This is a genomic window from Nocardioides sp., from assembly GCF_036405735.1.
In the GTDB taxonomy this organism is placed as follows: Bacteria; Actinomycetota; Actinomycetes; order Propionibacteriales; family Nocardioidaceae; genus Nocardioides.
In genome coordinates, this window is sequence record NZ_DASWXC010000055.1 from 18,562 (window position 1) to 36,227 (window position 17,666).

The 17,666-nt window shown below is 71.8% G+C and carries 17 protein-coding genes; 5 read left to right on the forward strand and 12 right to left on the reverse strand.

All coding sequences use genetic code 11. From position 1 onward, the window contains the following. Nucleotides 1-129: 129 nt before the first annotated feature. Complete coding sequence (locus VGE38_RS08185; RefSeq protein ID WP_331142036.1) at nucleotides 130-393, forward strand: hypothetical protein; 264 nt, start codon at nucleotides 130-132, stop codon at nucleotides 391-393. A gap of 76 nt (nucleotides 394-469) precedes the next feature. Here VGE38_RS08185 and VGE38_RS08190 read toward each other — a convergent pair whose 3' ends face one another. Together VGE38_RS08190 and VGE38_RS08195 are read right to left on the reverse strand one after the other, a co-directional pair. Next, nucleotides 470-910: a HesB/IscA family protein gene (locus tag VGE38_RS08190; protein WP_331142037.1), complete on the reverse strand. Its 441-nt coding sequence runs from the start codon at nucleotides 908-910 to the stop codon at nucleotides 470-472. 69 nt (nucleotides 911-979) lie between these two features. Further along, the gene (locus VGE38_RS08195; RefSeq protein WP_331142038.1) at nucleotides 980-2,068 is read right to left on the reverse strand and encodes a glycerate kinase family protein; all 1,089 of its coding nucleotides are present in this window, start codon (nucleotides 2,066-2,068) and stop codon (nucleotides 980-982) included. Between the two features lie 40 nt (nucleotides 2,069-2,108). On the opposite strand from VGE38_RS08195, the gene nadA reads away from it, so the two are divergent. Next, complete coding sequence (nadA, locus tag VGE38_RS08200; RefSeq protein ID WP_331142039.1) at nucleotides 2,109-3,293, forward strand: quinolinate synthase NadA; 1,185 nt, start codon at nucleotides 2,109-2,111, stop codon at nucleotides 3,291-3,293. Nucleotides 3,294-3,335: 42 nt separating this feature from the next. On the opposite strand, the gene pspAB is transcribed toward nadA, so the two are convergent. Genes pspAB through VGE38_RS08215 form a run of 3 tightly spaced genes read right to left on the reverse strand, consistent with a single transcriptional unit; the run spans nucleotide 3,336 to nucleotide 5,740 of the window. Then, entirely contained in the window at nucleotides 3,336-3,938 is a 603-nt protein-coding gene (gene pspAB / locus VGE38_RS08205; RefSeq protein ID WP_414690909.1) for a PspA-associated protein PspAB, read from the reverse strand. A gap of 26 nt (nucleotides 3,939-3,964) precedes the next feature. After that, complete coding sequence (gene htpX / locus VGE38_RS08210; RefSeq protein ID WP_331142041.1) at nucleotides 3,965-4,885, reverse strand: zinc metalloprotease HtpX; 921 nt, start codon at nucleotides 4,883-4,885, stop codon at nucleotides 3,965-3,967. 60 nt (nucleotides 4,886-4,945) lie between these two features. Beyond that, nucleotides 4,946-5,740: a PspA/IM30 family protein gene (locus VGE38_RS08215; protein WP_331142042.1), complete on the reverse strand. Its 795-nt coding sequence runs from the start codon at nucleotides 5,738-5,740 to the stop codon at nucleotides 4,946-4,948. An 85-nt stretch (nucleotides 5,741-5,825) separates the two neighbouring features. Here VGE38_RS08215 and VGE38_RS08220 point away from each other — a divergent pair, with 85 nt between their 5' ends. Continuing rightward, a complete protein-coding gene (locus VGE38_RS08220; RefSeq protein ID WP_331142043.1) occupies nucleotides 5,826-6,416 on the forward strand; it encodes a DUF3043 domain-containing protein in 591 nt (196 codons plus the stop codon). Nucleotides 6,417-6,421: 5 nt separating this feature from the next. On the opposite strand, the gene VGE38_RS08225 is transcribed toward VGE38_RS08220, so the two are convergent. After that, nucleotides 6,422-7,429 (reverse strand): aldo/keto reductase family protein, encoded by a 1,008-nt coding sequence (locus VGE38_RS08225; RefSeq protein WP_331142044.1) that lies wholly within the window; start codon nucleotides 7,427-7,429, stop codon nucleotides 6,422-6,424. Nucleotides 7,430-7,471: 42 nt separating this feature from the next. On the opposite strand from VGE38_RS08225, the gene VGE38_RS08230 reads away from it, so the two are divergent. Beyond that, nucleotides 7,472-8,017, forward strand: coding sequence for a GNAT family N-acetyltransferase (locus VGE38_RS08230; RefSeq protein ID WP_331142045.1), 546 nt, complete (start codon nucleotides 7,472-7,474; stop codon nucleotides 8,015-8,017). A 33-nt stretch (nucleotides 8,018-8,050) separates the two neighbouring features. Here VGE38_RS08230 and dapB read toward each other — a convergent pair whose 3' ends face one another. Beyond that, nucleotides 8,051-8,791: a 4-hydroxy-tetrahydrodipicolinate reductase gene (gene dapB, locus VGE38_RS08235; RefSeq protein WP_331142056.1), complete on the reverse strand. Its 741-nt coding sequence runs from the start codon at nucleotides 8,789-8,791 to the stop codon at nucleotides 8,051-8,053. 77 nt (nucleotides 8,792-8,868) lie between these two features. Beyond that, nucleotides 8,869-11,586, reverse strand: a complete 2,718-nt coding sequence (locus VGE38_RS08240; protein ID WP_331142046.1) for a CARDB domain-containing protein — start codon at nucleotides 11,584-11,586, stop codon at nucleotides 8,869-8,871. Between the two features lie 117 nt (nucleotides 11,587-11,703). Here VGE38_RS08240 and VGE38_RS08245 point away from each other — a divergent pair, with 117 nt between their 5' ends. Next, the gene (locus VGE38_RS08245) at nucleotides 11,704-12,219 is read left to right on the forward strand and encodes a class I SAM-dependent methyltransferase (RefSeq protein ID WP_331142047.1); all 516 of its coding nucleotides are present in this window, start codon (nucleotides 11,704-11,706) and stop codon (nucleotides 12,217-12,219) included. Nucleotides 12,220-12,451: 232 nt separating this feature from the next. Here VGE38_RS08245 and VGE38_RS08250 read toward each other — a convergent pair whose 3' ends face one another. From VGE38_RS08250 to VGE38_RS08265, 4 genes are all read right to left on the reverse strand, one after another. Beyond that, on the reverse strand, nucleotides 12,452-13,840 hold the full coding sequence (locus VGE38_RS08250; RefSeq protein WP_331142048.1) for a M16 family metallopeptidase: 1,389 nt from the start codon (nucleotides 13,838-13,840) through the stop codon (nucleotides 12,452-12,454). Beyond that, nucleotides 13,837-16,074: a polyribonucleotide nucleotidyltransferase gene (locus tag VGE38_RS08255; protein WP_331142049.1), complete on the reverse strand. Its 2,238-nt coding sequence runs from the start codon at nucleotides 16,072-16,074 to the stop codon at nucleotides 13,837-13,839. Before VGE38_RS08255 ends, VGE38_RS08250 begins: the two co-directional genes overlap by 4 nt. A gap of 249 nt (nucleotides 16,075-16,323) precedes the next feature. After that, on the reverse strand, nucleotides 16,324-16,599 hold the full coding sequence (gene rpsO / locus VGE38_RS08260; protein WP_331142050.1) for a 30S ribosomal protein S15: 276 nt from the start codon (nucleotides 16,597-16,599) through the stop codon (nucleotides 16,324-16,326). 142 nt (nucleotides 16,600-16,741) lie between these two features. Beyond that, nucleotides 16,742-17,666, reverse strand: a 925-nt coding sequence (locus tag VGE38_RS08265) for a hypothetical protein (protein ID WP_331142051.1), incomplete at its 5' end; no start/stop codon positions are given.

Here is a 17,666-nt window from a genome sequence, read left to right on the forward strand (position 1 = left end):
AGGTGGTCGGTGGCGATGGAGCCCGCGATGAGCAGCGGGCCGGTGGCGGCGTGGTCGACGGACACGACACGCAACACTACCCGTGGGTACCCGTTGGAGTACCCATCGGTAGTCCCTAGCGTCGGGCACATGACCACTGCGCACCGCCGTCCGCAGCTCCCTGCGGCGTACGACGACCCGGCCGCTCCGGCCGACCTCATCGCCGACTGCCGGGCCGCCGAGGCGCGGCTCGCCTACCCGCTGCGCTCCCCGCTGCACAGCGTCGCGCGGGCCGCCGCCAGGCCGGCGCCGAGCCTGCGCTTCGAGGACTTCCCGCACGAGGTGCCGAAGCCGCAGATCCACCCCGCTGTCGCCGCGCAGCGCATCTCCGCGGCGCTGGGGCTGGACGTCTGACCTCCCACACGTCCCTCCCTTGGATGCGGAGAGCCCCCGCCGGATCAGTCCGGCGGGGGCTCTTCGGCGGTGAGGGTCAGTGGAAGGAGTCGCCGCAGGCGCAGGAGCCGGTGGCGTTGGGGTTGTCGATCGTGAAGCCCTGCTTCTCGATGGTGTCGACGAAGTCGATGACGGCGCCGTTGAGGTAGGGGACGCTCATCCGGTCGACCACGACGGAGACGCCGTCGAAGTCGGTCACCACGTCGCCGTCGAGGGTGCGCTCGTCGAAGAACAGCTGGTAGCGCAGGCCCGAGCAGCCACCGGGCTGCACCGAGATCCGCAGGGAGAGGTCGTCACGGCCCTCCTGGTCCAGCAGGCTCTTCACCTTGCCCGCGGCCACGGGGCTGAGGTTGATGCTGTCCTCACGCCGCTCGAACTCGGTCGGGGCGGGGGCCGTGGTCGTGGCCCCTGCGGTTGCCGTCGTGGTGGCCGTCTGGGCACCGTGGTTGTGGCCGCCGCCGCAGCACGCGTCGCTCATGCTCACTCCAGTAGGTCTCGGGTCGGTGTTTCGACAGTCCAATCGTCGCACACCGGCGGTTATTCCCGGTCACCGAGACCAGCTGCGGGCAACGCGCTCGGCCAGTTCGGCGAGCGCGCCGGCCGGGTCGCCCAGCGCCCGGTCCTCCCCCACGAGCTCGACCAGGGAGTACGCCGACTCCACGCCCAGCGCGCGCATCTCCCGGGACCCCACGAGCACCTGCCCGGCGAGCACCACGCACGGGCGCAGCGCCTGCCCGGCGATCTCGGCCACGCCGTACGGCACCTTGCCGGCACGGCTGGAGAAGTCGAAGGCGCCCTCGCCGGTGACGACGAGGTCCACGGCACGCGCCCGGTCGGCCAGTCCGACGGCGTCGGCGACCAGGCCGATCCCCGGGCTCCGGGTCGCCCCCAGCAGGAGCAGCGCGAACCCGATGCCGCCGGCGGCGCCGGCGCCCTTCGCCAGGGCCGTACGCCGGTCGGTCAGCTCGGCCAGGTGCTGCAGCCGACCGTCGACGCCGGGGAGCTGGTCCTCGGTGAGCCCCTTCTGCGGGCCGAACACCTTCGTGGCGCCGAACAGCCCGGTCAGCGGGTTGTCGACGTCGCTGGCCGCGACCACCTCGACGTCGGCCAGCAGCGCCCGGGCCGGCGCCAGGTCGACGGCCGTGACCTCGGCCAGCCCCTGCGGGCCGTCGGTGAGCGAGCCGCCCGCCGCGGTGGCGCCGAGCGCCGCGAGCAGCCCGGCGCCGCCGTCGTTGGTCGCCGTCCCTCCGAGGCCGACCACGATCCGGCGTACGCCGAGCCCAACCGCCTCCCACAGCAGGCGACCGACGCCGGCGCTGCTGCGTGCCAGCGGGTCGGAGGTGCCCACGAGCGGCAGCCCGACGGCCTGCGCCGACTCGAGGTAGGCCGTGTCGCCGACCCGCAGGACCGTCGCCGGCACGTCGACGCCGGCCGGTCCCGGCACCGTCACGACCAGCAGCTCCCCGCCCAGTCCGGCGTGGAGGACGTCGAGGAAGCCAGGACCGCCGTCGGCCATCGGCGCGAGGTCGAGCTCGTCGTCCGGCGCCTGGCGGCGCCAGCCCGCGGCGATCGCCTCGGCGGCCTCGACGGCGCTCAGCGTGCCGGCGAACTTGTCGGGGGCGACCAGGATCCGCATGCGGCGAAGGCTAGTGCTCCGCGACACCTAGGATGGCCCCATGACGACCGTCGACCTCCCGCTGCTGCCCCTGGGCCGTGGCGTCGACCTGAACTCCGAGCGCGGCGTCGAGTGCCCCGGCGACCTGCCGCCGGCCTCCGACCCCGACCTGGTCGCGAGGGCCCGCGCGGCCAAGGAGGCGCTCGGCGACCGGGTCTTCGTGCTGGGCCACCACTACCAGCGCGACGAGGTCATCGCGTTCGCCGATGTCACCGGCGACTCCTTCAAGCTCGCCCGCGACGCGGCGGCCCGCCCGGAGGCGGAGTTCATCGTCTTCTGCGGCGTCCACTTCATGGCCGAGTCCGCCGACATCCTCACCGGCCCCGACCAGCAGGTGATCCTCCCCGACCTGGCGGCGGGCTGCTCGATGGCCGACATGGCGCGGCTGCAGCAGGTCGAGGCCGCGTGGGACGCGCTGGCCGCCGCGGGCGTCGCCGACCAGGTGGTCCCGGTGACCTACATGAACTCCAGCGCGGACATCAAGGCGTTCTGCGGCCGCCACGACGGCGTCGTGTGCACGTCCTCCAACGCGCAGGCGGTGCTGGAGTGGGCGTTCGACCAGAAGGCCGACGTCGAGGGCGGCGGGAAGGTGCTCTTCTTCCCCGACCAGCACCTCGGCCGCAACACCGCCGTCCTCAAGCTCGGCCTGAGCCTCGAGGACTGCGTCGTGTGGGACCCCCGCCTGCCCGACGGCGGGCTCAGTGTCGAGCAGCTGCGCGACGCCAGGATGATCCTGTGGAAGGGCCACTGCTCGGTCCACGGGCGGTTCTCCGCCGACACCGTCGACGAGCTGCGCGCGACCGTCCCGGGCATCCAGATCCTCGTGCACCCCGAGTGCCAGCACGACGTCGTGGTCAAGGCCGACCTGGTGGGCTCCACCGAGTTCATCATCAAGACCATCGACGAGGCGCCCGCGGGCTCGGCCTGGGCGATCGGCACCGAGCTCAACCTCGTCAAGCGGCTGGCCGACCGCCATCCCGACAAGCGGATCGTCTTCTTGGACCGCAACGTCTGCTTCTGCTCCACGATGAACCGCATCGACCTGCCGCACCTGGTGTGGGCGCTGGAGTCGCTGGTCAACGGCGTCGTCGTCAACCGCATCGAGGTCGACCCGGACACCGAGCACTACGCCAAGCTGGCCCTGCAGCGGATGCTGGATCTGCCCGGCACCGCGCCGCGCAGCTGAGGCCGGCCTCAGCCCCCGGGTCACGTGGCCGGGGTACGGCGGTCAGAGCCCCGGCGCGCCCCAGATCGCCAGCCAGCGGGACAGGTCCTGCTCGATCGGAAGCTCGCCCGCGAGCGCGTCGCGGACCTGGAGCTCCAGCAGGTTGTCTCGGCGCTGGGCGCCGCCCGGATCGGGCGCGAACGGGTAGAACGTGCCCTGCTTGTAGAGGTAGACCAGCCCGACGCGCCGGCCGCCCTGCGAGTCCGGGCCGACGAACGGGAACAGCGAGCACAGCAGCCCCGGACCGAAGCCCTGGGCCTCCAGCGAGGTGTTGACCGCGTGGAGGTCGGTGCACAGCCCCGCCAGATCGGGGTTGGCGGGGTCGCTCGGGTCGTGGTCCACCTCGAGCCAGGTGAAGCCGTACGCGTCGTTGCCGACCGTCACCCGCGGCGCGTCCGGCCCGCTGCCGACCAGGCTCACGATGTCGGCCTGGGTCCCGACGAAGGCAGCGCCGGACGAGGCCCGGTAGCAGACCGAGCCGTCGCCCGTCGGCGTCAGCCCGAGCGTCGTCTGCAGGGTCACCGCCGCCGCCGGCACGTGGAACAGCGCGTCGAGCTTCGCCTGCTTCGGGCGTGACCGGCCGGTCACGACATCCCAGAGTCCCATCCTCGTCCCGCCAGCCTCAGCCGAGCTCAGCCGGCCGGGCGGCCGAGCTCGGCCTCGATCCGGGCGAGCTGCTCCAGCCGCTGCTCGAGCGAGGGATGCGTCGCGGTGAGGGTGCGCAGCGAGATCCCGCTGACGGCCGGCGCGATGAAGAAGGCGTTCATCGCCTTGTTCGCGCGCAGGTCGGCGTCCGGGATCCGGCTGATGTCGCCGGTGATCTTCTGCAGCGCCGAGGCGAGCGCCCGCGGCTTCATCGTGAGATGGGCACCGGCGCGGTCGGCCGACAGCTCGCGGTAGCGCGAGAGCAGCCGCAGCAGCATGAAGCTGACGGCGTACACGACGATGCTGACCAGCAGCACGACCAGCCAGACCGGGAGGCCGTTGTTGTTGCGGCGGCCGCCGCCGAACATGCCGCCGTACTGCGCCCCGCGGGTCAGCATGCCGGCGATGATGCCGGCCGAGGAGGCCACGGTCATGACCAGCACGTCGCGGTGCGCGACGTGGGACAGCTCGTGGGCGAGCACGCCCTCCAGCTCCTCGGCGTCGAGGCGCCGCAGCAGGCCGGTCGTGACGACCACGACCGCACGGCTCGGCGAGCGACCGGTCGCGAAGGCGTTGGGCAGGTCGGTGTCGGCGACGCCCACGCGCGGCTTCGGCATGTCGGCGAGCGCGCAGAGCCGGTCGATCATGGCGTGCAGCTCCGGCGCCTCCTGCGGGGCCACCTCGCGAGCGCGCATCGCGCGCATCGCGACGGTGTCGGAGGAGTACCACTGCCACCAGGCCACCCCGATGCCGGCGACGCCGATGAGAAGGGCCAGGCCGGGGCTGTTCTGCCCGAAGATCACCATCAGGACGGCGATGAGCCCGACGAAGAGCCCGCCGAGCAGGAACATCACCAGCGTCATCCGCGCGGACAGCCCTACGTCCGCGGCGAACCGTGTCCTTGCCATATCACCAGTCTCGCCGACCGGCACAACACCGGCTCGTCCGCGGGTCGGTCAGGCACGTGGTCACGGCTGCTGGTCGCGCTTCTCCACCGGCTCCGCGTCCTCGACGGCGTCGAGGATCGGGCCGCCCTCGATGGCCTCGGTCTGCTGGGCCGGCGGCAGCGCCTCGCCCTTGAGCCGAGCCAGCTCCGCCTCGACGTCCGAGGCGGAGCTCATCGCCTCGAGCTCGCGCGCGATGTCGTCGCCCTTGTTGAGTGCGGTGACGTCGTCGAGCGCGCCCGACGCGATCAGCTCGTCGACGGCGCCGGCGCGGGCCTGCATCTGGGCGGTCTTGTCCTCGGCGCGCTGGACGGCCTGCCCGACGTCGCCGAGCTCGTCGCTGATGCCGGAGACGGCCTCGCTGATCTTGGTCTGCGCCTCCGCCGCGGTGTAGGTCGCCTTGATGGTCTCCTTGCGGGTGCGGAAGGCCTCGACCTTGGCCTGCAGCCGCTGCTGGGCCAGCACGAGCTTCTCCTCCTCGGCCTGCAGCGAGGAGTGCTGTGCCCGCAGGTCGTTGATCTGGTTGGTGAGGCCCGACTTGCGGGTGAGCGCCTCGCGGGCAAGGTCCTCACGACCCATCCCGATGGCCTTCTGGGCCTGGTCCTGCAGCTTGCCGGCCTGCTGCTCGAGCTGGCCGACCTGGAGCTCGACGCGCTTGCGGCTCGTGGCGACGTCCGCGACTCCGCGCCGCACCTTCGTGAGCAGCTCGAGCTGCTTCTGGTAGCTGTAGTCGAGGGTCTCGCGCGGGTCCTCTGCGCGGTCGAGGGCCTTGCTGGCCTTCGACTTGAAGATGAGGAGGAAGCGGCTCCAGAGGCTCATGGCGCCACCTTACGGCGGGAATCCAATCCCCCGCGACCACCCCGATAGGCTGTGCCCACCCCTCCGAGCGCTAGAAGGCCAGCCGTTGTTCCGTCGCAAGACCGCCACCGAGACCACCACCATCGAGGCGCCCATCCCCGCCAAGCCGGGCGGCAAGGGTCGGCCGACCCCCACCCGCAAGGAGGCGGAGGCCGCCCGCAAGGCGGCCGCCAAGCAGCCGGTGACCCGCAAGCAGCAGGCCGCCGCTGCCCGCGCCCGGCGCACCGAGAGCAGCCAGAGGATGCGCGAGGCGCTGAAGAACGGCGACGAGCGGTACCTTCCGGCGCGCGACAAGGGACCGGTGCGCCGCTTCGTCCGCGACTATGTCGACACCAAGTTCACGATCGCGGAGCTGATCATCCCGCTGATGCTCGTCACGATGGTGCTCGGGTGGTCGGGCAACGCTCGGCTGGCGTGGTTCGCCAACACGTTCATGACGCTGATCCTGCTGGCCGTGGTGGGCAATCTGGTGGTGCTGCGGTTCAGCCTGCACCGCCAGCTCAAGCGCCGCTTCCCCGACCAGTCCCGCAAGGGCCTGACCTACTACGCCCTGATCCGGGCGCTCCAGCTGCGGTTCCTGCGCCTGCCCAAGCCCCAGGTGAAGATGGGCCAGCAGCTGCCGGACACCTACCGCTAGGGCCCTCAGAAGTCGCGCTTGGCCGGTGAGACCGTCTTGCCGGGGTCGCGCTCGACGGCGTCGCCGAGGATGTCGTCGATCTGCGCCATCAGGTCGTCCTCGAGCCGCACCCCGGCTGCCTTGACGTTCTCGGTGACCTGCTCGGGCCGGCTCGCGCCGATGATCGCGCTGGAGACGTTCGGGTTCTGCAGCACCCAGGCGACGGCGAGCTGGGCCAGGGAGAGTCCCGCCTGCTCGGCCAGCGGCTTGAGGTTCTGCACCCGCGTCAGCAGGTCGTCGTCGCTCACCAGCCGGTTGATGAAGCCCGCACCGCCCGCCTGGTCGGTCGCGCGCGAGCCGGCCGGCGGCGGCAGGCCCGGCTGGTACTTCCCGGTCAGCACGCCCTGCGCGATCGGCGACCAGACGATCTGGCCGATGCCGAGCTCCTCCGAGGCCGGCACGACCTCGGCCTCGATGACGCGCCAGAGCATGTTGTACTGCGGCTGGTTGGAGACGAACGGGATCCGCAGCTCACGCGCCAGCGCGTGGCCCTCGCGGATCTGGTCCGCGGTCCACTCGGAGACACCGATGTAGAGCGCCTTGCCGCTGCGCACCACGTCGGCGAAGGCCTCCATGGTCTCCTCCAGCGGCGTCTCGTGGTCGTAGCGGTGCGCCTGGTAGAGGTCGACGTAGTCGGTCCCGAGCCGCTGCAACGAGCCGTTGATCGACTCCATGATGTGCTTGCGGGACAGGCCGTGGTCGTTGTGCTTGCCGGGGCCGGTGGGCCAGTAGACCTTCGTGAAGATCTCCAGCCCTTCCCGCCGCTCCGTCGCGAGCGCCTTGCCCAGCACGGTCTCGGCCTTGGTGTTGGCGTAGACGTCGGCGGTGTCGAAGGTCGTGACACCCTCCTCCAGCGCCTGGCGCACGCAGGCCAGCGCGGCATCCTCCTCGACCTGGGAGCCGTGGGTGAGCCAGTTGCCGTACGAGATGGCCGAGACCTTCAGGCCGCTCTTTCCGAGGTTGCGGATCTCCATGTCACCGACCCTAACGACCGGCCGGGAACGGGAGGCGGGAGGATGGCTGGCGTGACGGACGTGAGCGTGAGGGTGGCGTGGGCCGAGGACGCTGCGGCCATTGCGGCGCTGCAGCTGCGCGCCTGGCCCCGGCGGTACGCCGGCCTGCTGCCCGCCGACGTCTTCCCGTCCGGACCGGGGGCGCTGTCGGACGCGGCTGCCTCCTGGCGTCAGGCCCTGGTCCGGCCCGCCGACGCTCGCCAGCGCGCCCTGGTGGCGCTGGCCGGCGCGACGGTCGTCGGACTGGCGGTGACCGGGCCTGCTGTGGACCCCGACCGCGACCCGGTCGCCGTGGGACTGCTCGACGAGCTCGTCATCGACCCCGAGCGGCTCGGCGAGGGGCACGGCTCACGGCTGCTGCAGGCGGCGGTCGACACCCTCGTGGCCGACCGGTTCAGCCGGGCCGTCACCTGGCTGCCGGCCTCCGACGACGCGCTGCGGCGCTTCCTCCTCGACGCCGGCTGGGCTCCCGACGGCGCTCACCGGGAGCTGGAGGCCGCCGCGGGCGTGCGGCTCAAGGAGGTGCGGCTCCACACGGCACTGGCCTGAGGCCGGCTGCTTCGCGGGTGGGCGACCCGACGCTCACAGGTCGAGCACGTGCTCCAGGCCGACGGTCAGGCCCGCGCGGGCAGGCACGGCGCGGATGCCGGCCAGCACGCCGGGCGTGAAGCCGGACCGGTCCAGGGAGTCGTGCCGGATCGTGAGGATCTCCCCCGGTCCTCCGAGGATCACCTCCTGGTGCGCGACCAGTCCGCGGATGCGCAGGGCGTGCACCGGGACGCCGTCGACGCTCGCCCCGCGGGCGCCGTCCAGCGCCGTGCTGGTGGCGTCGGGCATCGGCGGGCAGGCGGCCTCCGCGCGGGCCGCGGCCACCAGCTCCGCGGTGCGCCGGGCGGTGCCCGAGGGTGCGTCGGCCTTGGTCGGGTGGTGGAGCTCGACGATCTCGACCGACTCGAAGAACGGGGCGGCCTTCGCGGCCAGCTGCATCATCAAGATGGCGCCGATGGAGAAGTTCGGGGCGATGACGACCCCGACGCCGGGCGCGGCGGCCAGCCACCCCTCGAGGGTCGCGATGCGGTCGGGGTCGAAGCCCGTCGTACCGACCACGGCGTGGATGCCGTGCTCCACCAGGAACCGGAGGTTGCCCATCACCGCGTCGGGCGTGGTGACGTCCACCGCCACCTCGGCACCGGCTGCCACCAGCGCAGCCAGGTCGTCGCCGCGGCCGATCTCGGCCACCACCTCGACGCCGTCGGCCTCGCGCAGCCCGGCCACGATCGCCGAGCCGAGCTTGCCGCGCGCACCCAGCACGCCGACCTTGATCCCGGCACTGACCTTGGACGACTCGGCACTCACAGAGGAGAACCTACTGGGTGCGTGCGGCGACGCGGGGGGCCGGATCAGCCCCCGAACGGACCCGAGATGAACGAGATGTCCACGTCGCCGCCGTAGATGCCCATCTCGACGGCACCCGCCACGCTCACTTCCGGCCCGACCCGCCAGCCCATGTCGACCACGCCGTCGCGACCCGCTGTGACGTAGAGGCCGGACTTGAACGAGGCGCCGGTGCCACCGGCCTCGATGCCGCCCTGCGAGCCCGCCACGATGGTCATCGACCCGGACCGGACGTCGTAGGTGAACTCGGCGAACGCCTTGAGCAGCGGCATCACCTCCGGCGAGACGGCGACGGTGAGCTTCTCGCAGTTGCCCTTGACGGAGACCGCCTCGCTCAGCGGCAGCACGACGTTGAAGGACTTCAGCGCGTCCGGGCAGGCGCCGGGCGAGCCGGCCGAGCCCGCGTCGGCGCCCGGGTCGACCGGGAGGTCGAGCGGCTCCACGCACTCCTCGCGGTACATGTCCTCGTAGTGCGTCCAGTGCAGAGCCGCCTGGTTCAGCAGGCCGTACATCGAGATCTCGTGGAACTCGATGGACCGGATCAGCTGCCGGTGCGCGTCGGCGTCCTTGAGGTTCGCCGCGACCGCACTCATGCGGGTGGACAGCTGCAGCATCCAGGCGTCGGCCGCCTTCTGAGCCTGGCCCATCGAGCTGCGCCAGTCGCTGTGGGCGCTGATGAGCGCCGGACGGCAGATGGCGTTCATCTCGCGCAGGTAGCAGGGGCGGAACTCCTCCGGGCTGCCCAGGCACTTGTCGGCCGCCTCGCGTGACAGGACGGTGTACTCGTAGTCCTCGACCGAGGTGCCGCCACCGAAGAACGTCGCGACCCGGTCGTGCGCTGCGTCGGTGTGCTCGACGATGTCGTTCCACAGTGCCTTGACGTCGGGCTCCTGGCTGACGGCGTACCCGAGCGAGAGCAGGGAGTCGCGGCGCGTGACCTCAGCGGGCTCGAGGAGCGGCTCCACGGCCCGCAGCCGCTCCTCGAGCGCATCGCGCTCCTCGGAGTTCGCGTCCAGCTCGCCGTGGTTCTGGGTGTTGATCCGCTCGTGCTCCTCGTGGAACCGCGCCCCCTGCGACGGCGTCTCGGCGATCGGGAGCTGACGGATCGGGGTCGCGACGCCGTGCGTCATGTCGATGTTCGGCTCGGGACCGGTCGGCGTCTCGTCCTCGGCCACCTTCTTCTGGCGCCGCTTCTTGCTGATCTTGGCGAACCGAAGGGCGGAGTCGTCCTTGCCCGCGCACGCGTCGACGATGGCCAGGCCCTTGGCCGCCTCGCTGAGCATCGGCGCCTGCTCGAGCGCCGCCGCAAACTCGGTGCGCGCCTGGGCGGCCCGGCCGGTCATCATCAGCGCCTGCCCCTTGACCGAGTGGGCGATCGACTGCTGGTTGATGCCCATCGCCGGGTCGCGGTACTCCCGCCGGTCCGCCGCGTCGAGCAGGGCCAGCGCCTCGTTCGGCATGCCGGTCGACGCGGCCAGCGCCGCGACGCTGACCAGGTGGCCCGCGTCGTCGGGGTCGAGCCGGTGGGCGCGGATCATCGCGGCCAGCGCGAGGCCCGGCGACTCCTGGACCACGCCGGTCGCCGCCAGCCGCTGTGCCTCGACGGCGTCGGCCGCGAGCGGCGAGGCGGCCACCTGCGCCAGCGCGCTGGCCCCGACCGTCGCCGACAGCTGCGCCTCGATGCTGGCCAGGGCGGACTCGTGGGTGAAGGAGGCCGGCGGCGAGACGTAGGTGCACAGCAGCTTCAGCATGGACAGGGTGCTGGCGTCCCCGCCGTACCACCCCTCGGCGTCCGTGTAGGCCTGCACCTCGAGCTGGCCGGGCGTGGCGGTGACGGCCAGTGGCGCCGGAACGACCAGGCAGTTGTTGGTCTCGTCGCGCTCGGCGACCGCTCCGAGGTCGTCCGCGCAGACCCGGACCGCGTAGTCGCGGGCGGGGATCCCGAACGGCACGCGGACGGTCACGGTCGAGCCCGCCGCACCGGCGCCGGCAGCGACGCCGGTCAGGTCGCCGGTGCCGTGGAGCCTGATGTCGGCCGGGACCTTCCGCGCACTCGCCGTCGCCGTGGTGAGGTAGAAGCGAGTGGTCGAGGGCCCGGCCGCCGCCGTTCCGCTGTTGCGGGCCACGTAGGTGACGTCGAGCTCGGTCCCCTCCACGAGCGTGCTGCGGTCCGCCGAGGCCGTGGTCACGCCCAGGTCGGCTCCGCTGGCCGGCTGGCCCGGCGGCGTGCCCGGCCCGGGCGCCGGCGTGCCGGAGGCGGCGGTGACGGCCACGCGCGTCACCCGGCAGTTGTTGGCCTCGCGCCGCTCGCGCACGCGGGCCCGCGCGTCGAGGCACACGCGCAGGCCGTACGAGCCCGGGCGGGTGCCGGACGGGATCGAGACGGCGATGCTCCGGCTGAGCGACGCCCGCTTCTTCAGCCGTGGCAGCGTGCCGGAACCCAGCAGCCGGTCCGACGGCTGTCGCCGGGCGGTGGTGCTCGTCGTCAGGTAGACGCGCGTCGTCGAGGCGCCGACCGTGCGCGAACCGGCGTTGCGGGCGACGTACGTCACCGTGAGGCGGCTGCCGGCCAGCCCGCTCGCCGGACCGGCGGTCGTCCGGCTGAGGGCGAGATCGCCGCCGGCCGGCGCGGCGGAGGCTTCGGTGAGCGTGACGGGGAGCAGCGTCACGCCGGTGGCGAGAGAGGTCAGGAGCGCCAGTGACAGGCGCCGGTGCAGCGTCATGGTGTGACCATGACAAGTACCACTTGCAGGGCGCTTGCGAAGGTCTTGCGGCGCCGCCGTCCGACCGTGGGATAGCCGGTCCCACGGACCTCACCCGGCATCTGGCAGGCTGACCCCATGGCTGTGCAGACCATCCCGGCGCGGATCCGGTGGGCGGTGGACTTCATCGACGTCCAGCCCGGCGACCACATCCTCGAGGTCGGCTGTGGCCCCGGCGCCGGCGCCGAGCTGATCTGCAGCCGGCTCGAGACCGGGAAGCTGTTCGCCATCGACCGCGCCGAGTCCGGCGTGGACCGCACGAAGCGCCGCTGCGCCCACTACGTCGAGACGGGTCGCCTCACCGTCCGCCAGATCGACCTCGCCACCCTGCGCGTCCCGGTCAAGCGGCTGCACAAGGTGTTCGCGTTCAACGTCAACCTCTTCTGGGTCCGCGACGCGGCCGACGAGGTGGCACTGCTCTACGAACGGCTGCTGCCCGGCGGCACCGTCAACATCTTCTACGAGGCCACCCGCCGCGAGGAGGTGCCGCAGATGGTCGAGAACACCTCCCGACAGCTCGTCGCCGCCGGCTTCCGGGTCTCCGTCGTCGACCAGAAGCAGCCCGCCGTCATCGGGATCATTGGGCGCAAGTGAGTGTCGTGGCTCCGCCACGACACTCACTTGCATCGGTGGTCGTGCAGCGAGCGCGGCTGAGGAACGAAGCCGCGACCGAGCGTGTCGAGACCCGGTACGTCCGGGGAGCGACCCTGGGCTCTCGGAAACCCGGGACTGACCCCACGGAAACCCGCGACTCAACCCTCGGAAACCCGTGACTCGACCCTCGGGAACCCGCGACTCGACCCTCGGGAACCCGCGACTCGACGGGTCAGGGACCGACGATGGCGAGCAGCTCGGGGTTGGCGAAGACGTCGGCAGCGACCTGTTGGCAGTCCGCGAGCGTGACGGCGTCGATGCGCGCGAGTACGTCGTCGAGGGTCAGCAGCTCCTGGTGGACGAGCTCCCCCTTGCCGAGGCGTGACATCCGCGACGCGGAGTCCTCCAGCCCGAGGACCAGGCCCCCGCGCAGCTGACCCTTGCCGATCCGCAGCTCGTCGGCGGTGATGCCGTCGGCGGCCAGCCGCGCGAGCTCGGCACGCACCACCGCCAGCACGTCGTCGACCTTGCCGGGCAGGCAGCCCACGCCGACGCCGATCAGTCCGGTCTCGGCGTGCGAGCTGCCGAAGGAGTACACCGAGTAGGCCAGGCCGCGCCGTTCCCGGACCTCCTGGAACAGTCGCGACGAGGTGCCGCCCCCGAGGGCGGCGTTGACGATGCCGAGGGCGAACCGGCGCTCGTCGTCGCGGGCCAGCCCCTCCATGCCGAGCACGAGGTTGACCTGCTCGAACGGTCGGGTGGCGTGCGCGACGCCGGGCCGCACCGGGATCCGTCGCGTGGCGCCGCGCGGTGCCACGGGCGTGGCGTCGCCGTCGAGGAAGCCGTTGCGGCCGAAGGCCTTGCGGACCTGGCGTACGACGCTCGCGTGGTCGAGGTTGCCCGCGGCCGCGACGACCATCCGGTCGGCGCGGTAGTGCCGCCGGTAGAACCGCACGATCTGCGCCCGGCTCAGGGCGGTGATCGAGTCGGTGGTGCCGGCGATGCCACGGCCGAGCGGAGTATCGCCACCCCAGGCCTGGGCGGCGAAGAGGTTGTGCACCACGTCGTCCGGGTCGTCGTCGTGCATCGCGATCTCGTCCAGGATGACGTCACGCTCGGCCTCGACGTCCTCGGAGGTGAGCGCCGAGTCGGTGATCATGTCGCCGAGCACGTCGATGGCCAGCGGCAGGTCCTCGTCGAGAACCCGGGCGTGGAAGCAGGTGTACTCCTTCGCCGTGAAGGCGTTGAACTCGCCGCCGACCGCGTCGAGCGCGACGGAGATGTCGAGGGCGCTGCGCGAGCCGGTGCCCTTGAACAGCAGGTGCTCGAGGAAGTGCGAGCAGCCATGGAGCTGGGCGCTCTCGTCGCGCGACCCGACGCCGACCCACACGCCGACGGCCGCCGAGCGGGCGCCGGCCATCTGCTCGGTGACGACCCGCAGGCCGCCGGGCAGCACGGTACGGCGTACCCGCGAGGTGACGGCACCCGACGCGTCGGTCACCGTCTCGAGCGTGCGGGTGGTGCCGACCCGCTGGGCAGAACCGGACGACCGGCCGGCAGTGGTCTGCCGGCCGGTCGTCGTGGTGTCACCGCTCTTGCGATGCGACACGGAGAGGGTCACTCCCCCTCGGTGCCCTCGGGGGCCTCGGTCTCCGCGCCCTCGGAGCCGGCCGCGTCCTCGACGACGGGGGCGAGGGAGAGCTTGCCGCGGTCGTCGATCTCGACGATCTCGACCTGCAGCTTCTGGCCGACCTCGACGACGTCGTCGACGGACTCCACGCGCTTGCCGTCGTTGAGGGCACGCAGCTTGGTGATGTGGAGCAGGCCGTCCTTGCCCGGCAGCAGCGAGACGAAGGCGCCGAAGTTGGTCGTCTTCACGACCGTGCCGAGGTAGCGCTCGCCGATCTCGGGCATCGTCGGGTTGGCGATCGCGTTGACCGCGGCGCGAGCAGCGTCGGCGGCGTCACCGTTGGTGGCGCCGATGTAGACGGTGCCGTCGTCCTCGATGGAGATCGTGGCGCCGGTGTCCTCCTGGATCTGGTTGATCACCTTGCCCTTCGGGCCGATGACCTCGCCGATCTTGTCCACGGGGACCTTCACGGTGATGATCCGCGGAGCGAACTGCGACATCTCCTCCGGAGCGGAGATGGCCTCGTTCATGACCTCGAGGATCGCCATGCGGGCGTCCTTGGCCTGGTTCAGCGCCGCCGCCAGCACGTCGGCGGGGATGCCGTCGAGCTTGGTGTCGAGCTGGAGGGCGGTGACGAACTCCGGCGTACCGGCGACCTTGAAGTCCATGTCGCCGTACGCGTCCTCGGCACCGAGGATGTCGGTCAGCGCGACGTACTCGGTCTTGCCGTCGATCTCACCGGAGATCAGGCCCATGGCGATGCCGGCGACCGGCGCCTTCAGCGGCACACCGGCCTGCAGCAGGGACAGCGTGGAGGCGCAGACCGAGCCCATCGAGGTCGAGCCGTTGGAGCCCATCGCCTCGGAGAGCTGACGGATCGCGTAGGGGAACTCCTCGCGGGTCGGCAGCACCGGCAGCAGGGCGCGACGCGCCAGGGCGCCGTGGCCGATCTCGCGACGCTTCGGGGCGCCGACGCGGCCGGTCTCGCCGGTCGAGAACGGCGGGAAGACGTACTTGTGCATGTAGCGCCGCGACTTCTCCGGCGACAGCGTGTCGAGCTGCTGCTCCAGCTTGAGCATGTCGAGGGTGGTGACGCCCAGGATCTGGGTCTCGCCACGCTCGAACAGCGCGGAGCCGTGAACGCGCGGGATCACGTCGACCTCGGCGTGCAGCGGGCGGATGTCGGCCAGGCCACGGCCGTCGATGCGGACCTTGTCGCGCAGCACCCGCTCGCGGACGAGCTTCTTGTTCAGCGAGCGGAAGGCAGCGCCGATCTCGCCCTCGCGGCCCTCGAAGTCGGCGCCGATGCGGTCGAGCAGGGCGGCCTTGATCTCGTCGATCCGGTTCTCGCGCTCCTGCTTGCCGCCGATGGTGAGCGCCTCGGCGGTCTCCTTGGCGACGGCGGCCTCGACGGCGGCGTAGACGTCGTCCTGGTAGTCGAGGAAGATCGGGAAGTCGGCGACCGGCTTGGCGGCGACGTTGGCCAGCTCGACCTGCGCCTCGCACAGCTGCTTGATGAACGGCTTGGCGGCCTCGAGGCCGGTCGCGACGATCGGCTCGGTGGGCGCCTGGACGCCCGACTGGACCAGGTTGAAGGTCTGCTCGGTGGCCTCGGCCTCGACCATCATGATCGCGACGTCGCCGGTCTCGGTGACGCGGCCGGCGACGACCATGTCGAAGACGGCGTTCTCGAGCTGGCTGTGGGTCGGGAACGCCACCCACTGACCCTCGATCAGCGCGACGCGGACGCCGCCGACCGGGCCGGAGAACGGCAGGCCGGAGAGCTGGGTCGACATGGAGGCGGCGTTGATGGCGAGCACGTCGTACGGCGTGTCCGGGTTGAGCGCGAGCACGGTGATGACGACCTGGACCTCGTTGCGCAGGCCCTTCTTGAAGGTCGGGCGCAGCGGGCGGTCGATGAGGCGGCAGGTGAGGATCGCGTCCTCGGAGGGGCGGCCCTCGCTGCGGAAGAACGAGCCGGGGATCTTGCCCGCGGCGTACATCCGCTCCTCGACGTCGATGGTGAGCGGGAAGAAGTCGAAGTGGTCCTTCGGGTTCTTCGAGGCGGTGGTCGCCGACAGCAGCATGGTGTCGTCGTCGAGGTAGGCGGTCACGGAGCCGGCGGCCTGGCGGGCCAGCAGACCGGTCTCGAACTTCACGGTGCGCTTGCCGAACTTGCCGTTGTCGAGAACTGTCTCGACCGCAGTGATGACGGGTTCAGTCACGTGTCTTCTCTTGTCATAAGCGGTGGGGCGCCACGCCCCACATCGATGGACTCAGATTTCGCTGGCCAGCCTATCGGGCGAGTGCCCGAAATGCGGAACGGGCAGCCACCGGAGAGGTGACTGCCCGTTCTGGGGATCGCGGTGCTCCTGCGCGTGTGGCCGCAAGGCGGCGGCGCGAAGGCGGCCTTTGGAGCGAAGCGGGCCGTCGAGCGCCGCCAACGCGGCGGACGCTCCGCAGGAGCGGCGCGATCAGCGGCGCAGACCCAAGCGCTCGATAATGGAGCGGTAGCGGTTGATGTCGGTCTTCTGCAGGTAGTTGAGCAGACGACGACGCTGACCGACCAGCAGGAGCAGGCCACGACGGCTGTGGTGGTCGTGCTTGTGCTGCTTGAGGTGCTCGGTGAGGTGCGAGATGCGGTGGCTGAGCAGCGCGATCTGGACCTCCGGCGAACCGGTGTCGCCCTCGGACGTGCCGTACTCGGCGATGATCTTCTTCTTGGTCTCCGCGTCGGTACCGATAGACATCCTCGCGGCTCCTTCCTGCCACTGCTGGCAACTCGTTGCGCGGCGCGCCCGGGCCTGTTCACCGGGGCACTCTTGATCCGCGGCCGTTCTGACGGCGATCGCTGCCGGTGTCGAGCTGGTCGCTACCGGCAACCCGAGAACTCTAGCCCTGTGCCCGCTCCGCCTGCGAATCGGCGGTGTCCGGCGGCTGGACCACGCTCGGCGTGATGCCGGGCAGGGAGACGGGGGGCACGCTGGCGAGCGGGAACTGGCCCATCGCCGGCGGGTCCGGCTCCGCGAACGCGGTCGCGGACGGCTGCAGCTCGGCCTGCATCCGGGTCGGCAGCGGGAAGACGTTCTCCAGCTGCGCGGCGCCGTTGGTCCACGGGTAGGGCACCCGTCCCTCGGCACCCTGCTCCCCCGTCATCGGGTCCCAGCACATCGGGTCGACCGTGACGACCGTCCAGCCCCCGGCGCCGTCCGGGCACTCCGGTGCCGCGACCACGTTGATCGGGTCGCCGTTCTGGTCGAAGAGCTGGACGCCGACCAGCGGCCTGCCACTGGCGTCGTAGGGGAAGACGTTGGTCACCCATCGGCCGCTCGAGTACAGGCCGGCCTGCTCGTCGATGCCGTAGCCGGCGCCGTCGACGGTCGGCAGACTGTCGGCCTGGGCGTCGTTGTAGCCGTCCCAGTACCGGCTGTCGGCCTGCTGGTCGAGGTAGGACGCGACGACGGGCAGCATCACGATCGCGAACGAGTTCAAGGCGAGGAGCAGCAGGCGCGGCAGCAGCCCACGGCGGCCGCCGGGCCAGAGCTTCCCGACGCCGATGAGGACACTCCCCACGACGGCCGGGACCAGGATCACCGCGAAGGTGAGACTCGCGGCGGAGGCGCCGAGCAGTCCTGCGGCGATCAGCGCCGCGATGCCGGCTCGGGCGAGCCACCACAGCGGCCGCGCCCACTCGACGACCGGCCGGGCGTCGCCCGGGATCCGCTGGACCAGGGTGTCGAAGCGCTCGTGACACCAGTCCAGCCAACCGCCGACCCGCTCCGCGGCCGACCGCCGGGGGCGTGCGGAACGCGCCGTC